The sequence below is a fragment of the Arthrobacter sp. Hiyo1 genome, assembly GCF_001263615.2.
Classification (GTDB): domain Bacteria; phylum Actinomycetota; class Actinomycetes; order Actinomycetales; family Micrococcaceae; genus Arthrobacter.
This window is the reverse complement of the sequence record NZ_DF952474.1, coordinates 66,017-78,359: the sequence shown is the minus strand read 5'-3', so window position 1 is coordinate 78,359 and position 12,343 is coordinate 66,017. Positions and strand designations below refer to the sequence as shown.

Genomic DNA, 12,343 nt, shown 5'->3' with positions numbered 1-12,343 from the left:
TAACGCGAGGGCGCCTGCGCCTGATCGCAGAGCACCCGGAGCTGGCGAGCAGGAGCTACGATGCCCTGGCTCCACAACGGGACGGGGCACGGCTTTACCTCGTTGCGCAGCGTCCGCGAAAGCGCGGCACGCTATCTGTGCGCCGCCTATCTCGGGGCGACGTTCGAGGCCTGGATGCAATGGGCCGCCGGCACGGATCCGGATCCGGGGCCTTACCTGGCGGAGGCCGTTGGCGTACTGCGGGTTCCGGCTTCCCGGCCCGGCGGATAACCTGTGCCTGGGAGGGCAAATGACAGTTCGAAGCGCGGGCATTCTGTTGTTCCGCCGGAGCTCCACTACGGAATTGGAAGTATGGATAGCCCACATGGGCGGACCCTTCTGGGCCCACAAGGATGCACGCGCCTGGTCAATTCCCAAAGGCGAATACCTCGAGGATGAGGACCCCCTGATGGCCGCGAAGCGCGAATTCGCCGAGGAGATAGGCACACCCCCGCCGGCCGTCGAGTATCACCAGCTAGGCATCTTCCGGCAACCGTCGGGCAAACTCGTGGCGGCTTTCACGGCGGAGTCGGATTTTGAACCGGAGAACATCGTGAGCAACACGTTCGAGCTTGAGTGGCCGCGCGGATCAGGTGTCATCCGGAGCTATCCGGAGATTGACGACGCCATGTGGGCCACGGAAGCCGTCGCCCGCACCAAATTGGTGAGCGGGCAGGTGCCGATCCTCGACGCGTTGATCCGGCACCTTGGGCCACACTAGCTCTGGACGAGCGACTCGATTGGCCGCGGGGAAAGAATGGGATCCGCGTGCCGGTGGACGACCTTCCACTCACCGTCTTCCCGGCGGAAAATCGTCGTCACCCGAAGGGGAATCGGGGACACCTCATCAGATCCGCCAACTTTGGCCCGCGCCCATTCAATTTCGACGATGTACGCAAGCTCCGTCCCGGCATCGCCGGAGATTCGCTCGAACCTGATCGGCTCGCCCTCCCTGAGCCCGGAAGACGCCCGATCCATGGTCGCCTCGACTGCACTCGGGCCCCGCGCAGGCGGGCCGAGAGGATTAGCGAGCGTGACGTCGTCGCGCTTCGAGAACAGTTTCTTCTGGTGTTCCGGGTCTCCCTTGATGAATGCATCGAGCGCTCGGTGGTACTTCTCCACCATCAGGTCGAGATCGGATTCCGGCATTGCTTCCTCCAGCCACGCTCTTGCCCTGGCGCGGCGCCAAGGCCCCGTATTCGGCCATGGTGGCACCACTCACCGGGGATGTCCATACAACGAATATCCCGCAACAAGACCGGTCAGGAATGGAGAAGCGCCGCTCCCGGGCCGCGCCTAGAATGGCGGTCATGGACAACACCGTCCAGGCCAGCTTCGTCCCCTAATGACTTCAGGAGTGATCATGAGCGACTCTTCCAACGAGGGAATCAAGACCGTGCTGCATCCCGTTTCCGACCTCGCCGCCGCGAAGGCGGTGTACACCGCTTTGCTCGGGACGCCGCCGCAGGCCGACGGACCGTATTACGTCGGCTTCGACGTCGCGGGCCAGCACATCGGGCTCGTCCCTGGAGGCGGACCGCAAGCCATGACCTCGCCCGTCGCCTACTGGCACGTTTCGGACATCGAGGCAAAGCTGGCAGAGGTGACTGCCGCCGGCGCTACGCTGAAGGAAGCAGCCCGCGACGTCGGGGGCGGCCGTTTGGTGGCCACCGTCACCGACCCGGACGGCAATGTCCTCGGGCTACTTCAGGATCCTCACTAGCCAAGCGATAGCCGACGAAGACCGAAGACGACCCCGCGTAAAAGATGGAGACACGATGAGCACGGCCACGAGCACGGACACCCAGTCGCCTGAGCTTCATACTGCCGACACCCACGATCTGATTCGCGTACAGGGCGCACGGGAAAACAACCTCAAGGACATCAGCATCGAGCTGCCGAAGCGTCGGTTGACGGTGTTCACGGGCGTCTCCGGTTCGGGCAAGAGCTCCCTCGTGTTCGCCACGATCGCCGCGGAGTCGCAGCGCATGATCAACGAGACGTACAGCACCTTCGTGCAAGGGTTCATGCCGACCATGGCGCGGCCGGATGTGGACCTGCTCGAGGGGCTCACGACGGCGATCATCGTCGACCAGGAGCGGATGGGCGCGAACCCCCGCTCCACCGTGGGTACCGCCACGGATGCGAACACCATGCTGCGCATGCTCTTCAGCCGGCTCGGCCAGCCGCACATCGGATCGCCCCAGGCGTTCTCGTTCAACGTCGCTTCGATCTCGGGCGCGGGCGCGGTCACTGTCGAGCGCGGCGGTACCACCACGAAGGAGCGGCGGAGTTTCAGCATCACCGGCGGCATGTGCCCGCGTTGCGAAGGACGGGGCTCGGTCACCGACTTCGACCTCACCGCACTGTACGACGCCGGCAAGTCACTTAGCGGGGGCGCGCTCACCATCCCGGGCTACAGCATGGATGGCTGGTTCGGGCGCATCTTCAGCGGCTCCGGTTTTTTCGACATGGACAAGCCGATCAGCAAGTACACCAAGAAGGAACTCCACGACCTGCTCCACAAGGAGCCCACCAAGATCAAGGTCGAGGGAATCAACCTGACCTACGAGGGCCTGATTCCCAAGATCCAGAAGTCCATGCTCTCCAAGGATCCGGAGGGAATGCAGCCACACATCCGCGCCTTCGTGGAGCGGGCCATCACCTTCACGATCTGTCCCGATTGCAACGGAACCCGGCTCACCGAGGCGGCTCGTTCGTCCAAGATCAAGGGAATCAGCATCGCGGACGCCTGCTCGATGCAGATCAGCGACCTTGCCGAATGGGTGCGCGGCCTCGACGAACCCTCCGTGGCACCACTCCTCAAGGGACTGCGGCACCTCCTCGACTCCTTCGCGGAGATCGGGCTCGGCTATCTCTCGCTCGACCGGCCGGCCGGAACGCTGTCCGGCGGTGAGGCACAGCGCACCAAGATGATCCGGCACCTGGGCTCCTCGCTCACCGATGTCACCTACGTCTTCGACGAGCCCACCATCGGCTTGCACCCGCACGACATCCAGCGCATGAACAAACTGCTGCTGCAACTGCGGGACAAGGGCAACACCGTACTCGTCGTGGAACACAAACCGGAGGCGATCGCGATCGCCGACCACGTCGTCGACCTCGGTCCCGGCGCGGGCACCGCCGGTGGCGAAGTGGTCTTTGAAGGCACCCTCGAAGGGCTGCGTGCCAGCGGCACCCTGACCGGGCGCCACCTCGAGGACCGCTCAACCCTCAAGAAGACGGTGCGGGCATCCGCCGGCGCACTGGAGATCCGTGGCGCGAGCGAGAACAACCTGCGCGACGTCGACATCGACATTCCGCTCGGGGTCCTGGTTGTGGTCACGGGCGTCGCCGGATCCGGCAAGAGCTCGCTGATCCACGGCTCGTTGTCCAAGCGGGACGGCGTCGTTTCGATTGACCAGGGGGCGATCAAGGGTTCGCGGCGGAGCAACCCCGCGACGTACACCGGTCTGCTCGAGCCCATCCGGAAGGCGTTCGCGAAGGCCAATGGCGTGAAGCTGCGCTGTTCAGTGCCAACTCCGAGGCGCATGCCCCACCTGCAACGGCGCGGGCGTCATCTACACGGATCTCGGGTTCATGGACACGGTCTCCACTCCGTGCGAGGAATGCGAAGGCAAGAGGTTCCAGGCGTCGGTGCTCGAATTCCGCCTCGGCGGCCGCAACATCGCCGAGGTGTTGGCGATGTCAGTGAAAGAGGCCGGGGAGTTCTTCTCCGCGGGCGAATCCAGGATCCCCGCAGCGCACGCAATCCTGCAGCGGCTGGCCGACGTCGGACTCGGATACCTCAGCCTCGGCCAGCCGCTCACCACCCTTTCCGGCGGCGAGCGGCAGCGGATCAAGCTGGCCACCCACATGGGCGAAAAGGGCGGCGTGCTGGTTCTCGACGAGCCCACCTCGGGCCTGCACCTGGCCGACGTCGAACAGCTGCTCGGCTTGCTGGACCGGCTTGTCGACTCCGGGAAGTCGGTCATCGTCATCGAGCACCACCAGGCGGTCATGGCGCATGCCGACTGGATTATCGACCTTGGCCCCGGCGCCGGTCACGACGGCGGACAGATCGTTTTCGAGGGCACCCCCGCCGACCTCATCGCAGGGCGATCCACCCTTACCGGCGAGCATTTGGCGGCCTACATCGGCCGGTGAGCTCGCGGGAGGGCGCTCCCTAGCTTTTGGCGGCGCCCGGTGAATGGAGGAAGAGGCTGGCGAACGCGGTAAGGAGGAGCAGCGACGCCGCGATGATGAAGCTGGTCTGCATCCCGTGGACGAAGTTGCTGCGATCGGCGATGAGGCGCCGAAGACTGCGATGGCGACGGCGCCGCCCACTTGGCGGAAAGTATTGAAGACTGCGCTGGCCGTGCCCGCCTTTTCGCTCGGCACGCTCGCGAGCACGACGGCGGTGACCTGCGGCATCGCGATCGATCCGCCGGAACCCGTGAAAATCAGAAAGGCACCGACGAGTAGCGGCGATCCCAACGGTGCGGTGAGAAGCATCGCGGTGAGTCCCACCACCATGGACGTCAATCCGACAACCACCGGCACCCGCGTCCCGAACCGGTTCGAGAGGGTTCCGCTGATGATGTTGCCAACGATGCTGAACGCCGCGGACGGGAGGAACGTGAACCCGGCCTGAAGCGGCGTCAGCCCGAGGTGCTGCTGGAGGAAAAGGCTGACGACAAACACCGTGCCGAAGTGGCCCACCATGAACGCGAAGCCCACCGAGAGCGAGATTCTCATGCCGGTGGAGCGAAACAGTTCAAGCGGCATCATCGGGTGCCGGCCGCGCGCCTGAATCAAGAGGAAGGCCGTGAGGCTTACGGCTGTCAGTACCAGGCTCCCGATGACGGGCACCGTGCCGAAGCCTTCGGTTCCTCCCGTGATGAGGCCGTACATCAACGTGGTCAGGGCAACGATCGCCGCGGCCTGCCCGGCCCAGTCGAACGGAGTCGGCCGTCGGGCCGACGTGGCAACGGAAGCCAGGAGCACCAGCACCGCGATGCACACGGGAAGGTTGATGCCGAACACGAGCCGCCAGTCCAGCGTGGTGAGGAGGCCCCCGACAAGCGGTCCCACGGCTCCTGCAACTGCCCCGCCGACTGCCCAGATCCCCAGCGCATGTGCGCGACGGCGGGGATCGGGAAAGGCCTGCCGAATCAGCGCCATCGACGCCGGCAGCATGATCGATGCCGCACCTCCTTGGAGGAAGCGGGCAGCGATGAGGATCCCCGACGTCGGCGCGAGGGCGCACGCGACCGACGCCACCAGGAACAGTGCGATGCCCCATCCCAGCGCTCTTTTCGCGCCGATCCGGTCCGACAGGTTACCCGCGAACAGCAGTAGCGAAGCGAACATCAGCGTGTAGCCGTCGATGACCCATTGCAGGCTGGCTGTTCCGCCCCCGAGTTCCTTGCCGATGCTGGTGAGCGCGACGTTGACGATCAGGATGTCGAGGGTGATCAGGAAAAATCCCAGCGACGCAATCATGAGCGTGAGCCGTGCGCGGGGCGCATCGGCCATGGACGAGGGAGGAACCGGAGCCGGCAACGTGGTTTCGGGACGAGTCATGATTTAAGGAAACAGCGTGTTGAGAACATCAGGGAGTCTCTGTCTTGAGGGGTACTGGCAGTGACCCCCAACGGAAATGTGGCGAGCGCCGTCGGCGCCACCCGGCGATGCGCTAACCGGCAAGTCCAAGGAACACCAGCAAAGCTCTTTCAATCTCTACGAGCTGTGCGGATGTCAAACGGCCGACGCGGCTTTGCATGTTGGAACGCCGGACCGTCGTCAACTTGTCGATCATCACGTGGCTTTCCTGCCGCAAGCCGGACAGCTCTGAGGCTGAGACACTGACCCGAAGGAGGGGTGCATCAATGAGGTTTGTTGTCAGAGGAAGAACCGTGACGGAATCGGTGACGTCGAATCGGTCATCCTGGATCACAAGCGCTGGCCGCGGCTTGGAGGCGTAGACACCGCCAGCCACGGTCCAGAGTTCGCCACGGTTCACTCTTCGTCCCAAGGCGCTGACACAGCCTCGATGAACTCCTGGTCATCGGACTGGCGATCAGCAGCTGCTGCGGCAGCGGCCTGCCGGTGTGCTTCGGCGTCGAAACCGTCGGCCCGAACGTCCGGTACCCACACCTGGATTGGGCGGAAGCCGTGTTCGCGCATCCGCTTACGGTACTCGCTGACCCGATCTCGAACTGCCATGGAATCCATGTTACATGTAACACCGCTGTGGCGACAGGTTCAGAGATGCCCTCACTCGATGTGCCGTCGTCGAGCGCTAAGCCACCAGCTCCGCGGCAGCGCTGTCCATGTGCTCAAGGATGGTTTTGCGGGCCAGGGATACGTCGCCGGTCTCGATGGCGGCCACAATGTCGTGGTGACGCTCGACGCTCATGTTCTTGACGCCCTTTTCAAGGCCGGCGAACATGATAGACATCCGGATGGATCCCTCCAGCGATTCCCAGGAATGGAGCAAGGTCTCGTTGCCGGTGAGGCGGCACATGGTGCGGTGGAATTCCAGATCGGACTCGATCCGTTCCTCGAGGCTTCCCTTGGCGGCGGCCGCCATGGCATCGATGGCGGTACGCAGCGAAGTGATCACCTGTTGGCGGTCCGGCAGCTCGCAGAGCGTGCGCGCGGCAAGGGACTCGAGGGCCGCCCGCACGGAGTAGATATCGCGGATTTCCTTGGCATCGAGGTGCCGGACGGAAAGCCGGCCGCGGGGTCCTGCAGACAGCAGACCCTCCTGCTCGAGTTGCCGCAAGGCTTCCCGGAGGTTCCGCGGCTGATCTGGAGCATGTCCGACAGCTCGGTCTCCACGAGGTGCCGACCAGGCGCCAGCTCGCCGCTCGTGATGGCGGTGCGCAGGGCAGAGAGCGCCTGCTCGCGGAGGCTCTTCTTTTCCAGTCCCAGGAGGGGTGCTGTTGCTCCGGCCATCATGTCCGTCCTCAATGTCAGTGGTCGACTGTTTACAGTCGGTGTGTTAACTGTTGATCTTACGTCAGGAGCGCGGAACCGGCCCACGCCTGCTCCGCGCTCCTGCGTCCTTTGATGAACCGGGTCAGCCCAGTTCCGCGAGGACCTTTGCCACGATCCGTTGCACGGACAATCCGTAGCGCTCGTGCAGGGTGGGCAGCGCGCCAGCGTCGAGGAACTCGTCGGGAAGTGCAACGGGAACCACGCGCTTGCCCAGCCCGGCGGTGACCACGGCCGAGGCCACGGTTTCGAACAAGCCGCCCACCACGCTGTGGTTCTCCAGCGTGACCGCCAGGCGATCGGTGTTCAGTTCCGCCAGGACGGTGGCGGCGTCGAACGGCTTGATGGTGGGCGCGTGCACGACGGCGACATCCACCTTGTGTGCGGCGAGCGCCTCCGCTGCCTGCAGCGCACGCATGGTCATGAGCCCGCTCGAGACGAACACGACGTCGTTTCCGCCGCGCAGCACCTTCGCCTTGCCGAGTTCGAACGTGTAGTCGTACTCGTCCAGCACGGTGGGGACGTTGCCGCGGAGGAGGCGCAGGTACGTAGGCCCGTCGCTGGCTGCCAGCTGCGGCACGGCCTGTTCGATGTCCACGGAATCGCACGGATCGACGATGGTCAGATTCGGCATGCCTCGGAAGATCGCCATGTCCTCGGTGGCCTGGTGACTGGGGCCGTAGCCCGTGGTCAGGCCCGGGAGCCCGCCCACGATGTTCACGTTCAGGTTCGGCTCGGCGATGTCGAGGCAGAGGAAATCGTAGGCCCGGCGCGCGGCGAACACAGAATAGGTTGAGGCAAACGGAATCAAACCTGTCTCGGCCAAGCCTGCCGCCGCACCGAAGAGCAACTGCTCGGCCATGCCCATCTGGAAAAACCGCTCCGGGAACGCCTTCGCAAAGATATGCATGTCCGTGTATTTGCCGAGGTCGGCGGTGAGTCCGACGATTCGCGGGTCGGCCTCGGCGGCCTTCACCAACGCGTGGCCGAAAGGCGCCGACGAAGTCTTCTGGCCCGGGTCGGCGAAGGACGCGATCATGGCCGACGTTTTCAGCTTGGGTGCTGCGCCTTTCAAAGCTGCGCCTTTCGAAGCGGTGACGGTGCTCATCGGCCGGCCTTCCCGTTGGATCCTGCGGTCAATTGCTTGCGGCAGAGCTGCCATTCGTGTTCTTCGATGCGCATGAAGTGCGCCTTTTCGCGTTCTTCGAGCAGCGGCACGCCGCGGCCCACCTTCGTGTCACACAGGATGACGGAAGGACGCCCGACGGCGGCGGCCTGGCCGGCCGCGTTGTCGAACGCAGCCAGCAACGCACCGACGTCGTTCCCGTCCACCCGCTGCGTGTACCAACCGAAGGCTTCCCACTTCTCCGTCACGGGTTCGGTCCGGAGGACGGTGTCCGTCTTGCCATCCGCCTGCAGGGCGTTGATGTCCACCATGGCGGTGAGATTGCCCAACTGGTGGTGGTGCGCGCCCATGGCGGCTTCCCACGTGGACCCTTCGTCAAGCTCACCGTCGGAGAGGAAGTTGTACACCCTCGCGCTGGAGCCCTCTCCCGATGGAGCGCGGTGCCGGAGGCCAAGGGCAATTCCGACAGCGATGGAGAGCCCGTGGCCAAGCGACCCTCCCGAGATTTCCATGCCCGGCGTGTATGTCGACATCCCGGACATGGGGAGGCGGGAATCGTCCGAGCCGTAGCTTTCGAGCTCCTCGACAGGAATGATTCCGGCCTCCGCCAGGGCTGCATAGTGGCCGATTGCGTAATGGCCGGTGGAAAGGAGGAAACGGTCCCGGCCCTCCCACTCGGGATCATTGGCCCGGTAGCGGAGCTGGTCCGCGTAGACCGCGGCGAGCATGTCCGCCGCACCGAGTGCCTGTCCGACGTAGCCCTGCCCCTGGACTTCGCCCATGTTGAGGGCGTGGTGCCGGATCCGGGTTGCGGCAGCGCGCACGCGTTCGATGCGTTCCATCGCGGTTTCTCCGATTCGTCCTGCCGTGTTTTGTTCCTGCGCCACCGTCATTAGACATTCACCGACTGGGGAGTGCTTTTGGTGGCCTCATCGGCCAACTGGCGTTCCTTCTTGCCCCAGGTTTCGCGGGTAGCCAATGCAGCCCAGAGGCCGATCGCGGCGTACAGGCCGAAGAGCACGGCCGGGCCCATCCAGCCCATGGCGACGAAGAGCAGCGTGGTGATGAAGGGGGTGAAGCCGGAGATCGTGGCCGAGATCTGGTAGGCCAGCGAGGCTCCTGAAGCGCGGGTCTTCGCCTGGAAAAGCTCGGGGAACCAGGCGCCCTGGGCACCGGCGAGCGAGTTCTGGCAGACACCGTAGGAGACGGCGATCGTGGCAATGATGAAGATGAACAAACCGGTGTTGACCAGCAGGAACATCGGGATGGCAAACAGCACGGCGAAAGCGCAGGACCAGATGTAGACGGGGCGCCGTCCGATCCTATCCGTGAGCCGCGCCCAGGCCTGGGTTGCGAAGATGCCGATGGCCGAAGCGATGCAGAGAGCCACCAAGGTCTGGGTCTTATCGGCCAAATGCTGGCTGTTCAGGTAGGAAATCATGTACGTGATGGAGACGGCGTAGCCCGCGGTCTCGGCGATCCGGAGGCCGATGCCCTTGACGATGTTGCGCCAGTCGGTCTTCAGGACCTCCACGATGGGCGACTTCACGATTGCGCCGCTGTCCTTGACCTCGTCGAAGACGGGAGATTCCGGGACCTTGGAGCGGATGATCAAGCCAACGACAACCAAGACGATGCTGGCGAGGAACGGGATGCGCCAGGCGAGTTCGCCGCCGAGCTGGACGCTGACAAGGAAGACCAGGTTTGCCAGCAGCAGGCCCACTGGGAATCCGGCCTGGACGATGCCGGTGTACTTTCCCTTCTTCTTCCAGGGCGCGTGCTCATAGCTCATCAGAATGGCTCCGCCCCATTCGGCTCCGAAGGCCAGGCCTTGGACGATGCGGACGAACACCAGCAGTGCTGGAGCCAACAGGCCCACTTGGGTGTAGGTGGGAAGCAGGCCAATCAGGAAGGTGGCCACGCCCATCAGGATGAGGGAAGCGACGAGGACCGGCTTGCGACCCAGCTTGTCGCCCAGGTGGCCGCCGATGATGCCGCCGATGGGACGGGCCGCGAAGCCGACGCCGAGGGTCGCGAAAGCGGCGAGGGTGCCTGTCACGGGATCGCCCGTGGGGAAGAACGCCGTTCCGAAGTACAGGGCAGCCGCGGTGCCGAATCCGATGAAGTCATAGGTTTCGATAACCGCGCCCACTCCGGAGCCGATGGCGACGCGCCTGGCGTCCTTGGTGCCGTGGACCGGACCGCGCATGGTCAGAGCTTCTTTGCTCATTGGTGAATCCCTTTCGAAGAGCGACTGAGGCTAGGCGCTTCAGCACTGTCGACTGTTAACACATGATACGCCAGTGTGACCTGCATCATCCATTTCTGTCAACAGTCAACTTCAAGGGTTGACTGTTAACAGTTAACTTAGCTACTGTGGTTCCCATCACTACTGCCTTCGGGCACGACTGGAGGAAACGAAGATGTTCAACTCCCGACTCGGTTGCTCGTCCATCAGCTTCCGGCACCAGGATCTGCCCGCTGCCCTGCGCACCATCGGCGGTTTGGGCTTTGAGGAAATCGACCTCGGCGCGCTGCCGGGCGTCTGCGATCACGTTCCCGATGAGCTTGATTCCGACGCCGTCTCGGCCGTGACCGCGGAGGTCGTCGCCTCAGGGTTGCGGGTCCGTTCGGTCAACGGCGATATAGGAGACCTCAACGCAGTGCTCGACGCCGGCCAGCGCGCTGCCCGCGAAAGTCACCTCGACGCACTCCTCACCCTCACCGCCAACTCCGGGGCGAAGGCCTTGGTCCTCCCGTGCGGAGCGTTGTCACACGATCCCGTCCGCGGCCTCGACGAGGACCTGGACACCATCGCAGCCCAACTCGTCGGTGCCGGACAGCGCGCGGCGGAGTTCGGCGTCGAACTCTGGACAGAATCGCTGCACTTCCTCCGGTTCTGCTGGAACCTGGAACGCGCAGAACAGCTCGCCACGCGGTTGGCGGGCTCCGGCGTCGGGATTGTCATGGACTTCAGCCACATTGTCGCCGCGGGCGAAGATCCGCTGGAGTACATCGAACGCCATCGGGGCCGGATAGCCCATGTCCACTTGCGGGACGCCGTTCCGGGCAACATCAACCTGAGCATCGGAAACGGCCAAGCGGACTTCGCCGCCGGACTCAGCTCGCTCGCAGCCACCGGTTACAGCGGCCATTTCTCGCTCGAGCTCGAAACCCGCGACGTCACCCACGACGAGCGTCCGGCGGCGGCCGCCAAAGCCGCCAGCTACATCACAGACCTCATCTGACTTTCACACCAACAAATTCAAGGAGCATCATGACCACCACCATCCAGCGCACCGCAGTCCTCACCGGGGCAACCTCGGACCGGGGAATCGGCATCACCACCGCACGCCGCTACGCCAATGATGGCTGGGCCGTCGTGATCCTGGACCTCGACGGCGAGAAGTCCGCCAAGGTCGCGGCGGAAATCGGCAACCAGTTCAACGTCCCCGCGTTCGGTTACGAGATCGACGTCGCCAACGAGGCTTCCGTCACCGCGGCGTACAACGCAGTCGCCGCCGAGATCAGCGCAGGCAACCTCCCCGCCGTCGGCGCCCTCGCGAACATCGCGGGCATCACCTCGCCAGTGCCGTTCCTCGAAACCACGCTGGAACTGTGGCACAAGATCATGGACGTCAACGCCACCGGCACCTACCTGGTGACCAAGGCCTTCCTGCCGGACATGGTCGCCAACGGCTGGGGCCGCATCGTGAACATGTCCTCCGTCTCCGCCCAGCGCGGGGGCGGCGTCTTCGGCAAGGTCCCGTACTCCGCCGCAAAAGCCGCCATCCTCGGCTTCACCAAGGCCTTGGCACGCGAAATCGGCGCCACCGGCGTGACCGTGAACGCCATTACTCCGGGCGCCGTGGACACGAACATCCGCGTCGGCAGCACCGACGAGCAGGAAGCCGCCATCAACGCCGGGATTCCCCTGGGCCGCAACGCCACCACCGAGGAAATCGCGGCCGTCATCACGTTCCTCTCTTCCGAGGAATCCGCCTACCTCACAGGCACCACCATCGACATCAACGGTGGAAGCCACATCCACTAGCAGTCCCCACATCCGTAGCCGAAAGAGCCCACGATGACCAAAATCTTCAATGATCCCGCCGATTTCGCAGACGAAGCCCTCGCCGGCTTCTGCGACCTCCACTCCGGCCTGGTGCGCCAGGT

11 protein-coding genes and 3 pseudogenes are annotated in these 12,343 nt (G+C 64.3%); 6 read left to right on the top strand and 8 right to left on the bottom strand.

The window, feature by feature from the left end:
• Positions 1 to 60 precede the first annotated feature (60 nt).
• Both AHiyo1_RS17775 and AHiyo1_RS17770 read left to right on the top strand, forming a co-directional pair.
• A complete protein-coding gene (locus tag AHiyo1_RS17775) occupies positions 61 to 270 on the top strand; it encodes a hypothetical protein (protein WP_059389426.1) in 210 nt (69 codons plus the stop codon).
• 19 nt (positions 271 to 289) lie between these two features.
• Positions 290 to 760 (top strand): NUDIX domain-containing protein, encoded by a 471-nt coding sequence (locus AHiyo1_RS17770; protein WP_059389425.1) that lies wholly within the window; start codon positions 290 to 292, stop codon positions 758 to 760.
• Here AHiyo1_RS17770 and AHiyo1_RS17765 read toward each other — a convergent pair.
• The gene (locus AHiyo1_RS17765; protein ID WP_216363238.1) at positions 757 to 1,164 is read right to left on the bottom strand and encodes a YybH family protein; all 408 of its coding nucleotides are present in this window, start codon (positions 1,162 to 1,164) and stop codon (positions 757 to 759) included. The two genes, AHiyo1_RS17770 and AHiyo1_RS17765, sit on opposite strands and share 4 nt — an antisense overlap.
• A 238-nt stretch (positions 1,165 to 1,402) precedes the next feature.
• On the opposite strand from AHiyo1_RS17765, the gene AHiyo1_RS17760 reads away from it, so the two are divergent.
• Together AHiyo1_RS17760 and AHiyo1_RS17755 are read left to right on the top strand one after the other, a co-directional pair.
• Positions 1,403 to 1,762, top strand: coding sequence for a VOC family protein (locus AHiyo1_RS17760; RefSeq protein ID WP_059389423.1), 360 nt, complete (start codon positions 1,403 to 1,405; stop codon positions 1,760 to 1,762).
• A gap of 55 nt (positions 1,763 to 1,817) precedes the next feature.
• A pseudogene (locus AHiyo1_RS17755) lies at positions 1,818 to 4,206 on the top strand (ATP-binding cassette domain-containing protein).
• A 174-nt stretch (positions 4,207 to 4,380) separates the two neighbouring features.
• Here the strand turns inward: AHiyo1_RS17755 and AHiyo1_RS27155 are convergent.
• The 7 genes and pseudogenes from AHiyo1_RS27155 to AHiyo1_RS17720 all read right to left on the bottom strand — a co-directional run.
• Positions 4,381 to 5,544 (bottom strand): annotated as a pseudogene (locus AHiyo1_RS27155) (MFS transporter); the annotation flags it as partial.
• A gap of 193 nt (positions 5,545 to 5,737) precedes the next feature.
• Positions 5,738 to 6,064 (bottom strand): type II toxin-antitoxin system PemK/MazF family toxin, encoded by a 327-nt coding sequence (locus AHiyo1_RS17745; RefSeq protein WP_059389419.1) that lies wholly within the window; start codon positions 6,062 to 6,064, stop codon positions 5,738 to 5,740.
• Entirely contained in the window at positions 6,061 to 6,267 is a 207-nt protein-coding gene (locus AHiyo1_RS17740; RefSeq protein WP_059389418.1) for an antitoxin MazE family protein, read from the bottom strand. The genes AHiyo1_RS17745 and AHiyo1_RS17740 overlap by 4 nt, the downstream gene beginning before the upstream one ends.
• 76 nt (positions 6,268 to 6,343) lie before the next feature.
• Positions 6,344 to 7,002: pseudogene (locus tag AHiyo1_RS17735) on the bottom strand (GntR family transcriptional regulator).
• A 124-nt stretch (positions 7,003 to 7,126) separates the two neighbouring features.
• Complete coding sequence (locus tag AHiyo1_RS17730; RefSeq protein ID WP_059389417.1) at positions 7,127 to 8,149, bottom strand: transketolase family protein; 1,023 nt, start codon at positions 8,147 to 8,149, stop codon at positions 7,127 to 7,129.
• Positions 8,146 to 9,009 carry a transketolase gene (locus AHiyo1_RS17725; protein WP_253257432.1) on the bottom strand — a complete coding sequence of 288 codons (864 nt, stop codon included), beginning with the start codon at positions 9,007 to 9,009 and terminating at the stop codon, positions 8,146 to 8,148. Before AHiyo1_RS17725 ends, AHiyo1_RS17730 begins: the two co-directional genes overlap by 4 nt.
• 50 nt (positions 9,010 to 9,059) lie before the next feature.
• Positions 9,060 to 10,397 carry an MFS transporter gene (locus AHiyo1_RS17720; RefSeq protein ID WP_059389415.1) on the bottom strand — a complete coding sequence of 446 codons (1,338 nt, stop codon included), beginning with the start codon at positions 10,395 to 10,397 and terminating at the stop codon, positions 9,060 to 9,062.
• Positions 10,398 to 10,590: 193 nt separating this feature from the next.
• Between AHiyo1_RS17720 and AHiyo1_RS17715 the strand changes: the two genes are divergently transcribed.
• On the top strand, positions 10,591 to 11,415 hold the full coding sequence (locus tag AHiyo1_RS17715) for a sugar phosphate isomerase/epimerase family protein (protein WP_059389414.1): 825 nt from the start codon (positions 10,591 to 10,593) through the stop codon (positions 11,413 to 11,415).
• A 29-nt stretch (positions 11,416 to 11,444) separates the two neighbouring features.
• Positions 11,445 to 12,221: an SDR family NAD(P)-dependent oxidoreductase gene (locus AHiyo1_RS17710; RefSeq protein WP_059389413.1), complete on the top strand. Its 777-nt coding sequence runs from the start codon at positions 11,445 to 11,447 to the stop codon at positions 12,219 to 12,221.
• Positions 12,222 to 12,343 lie beyond the last annotated feature (122 nt).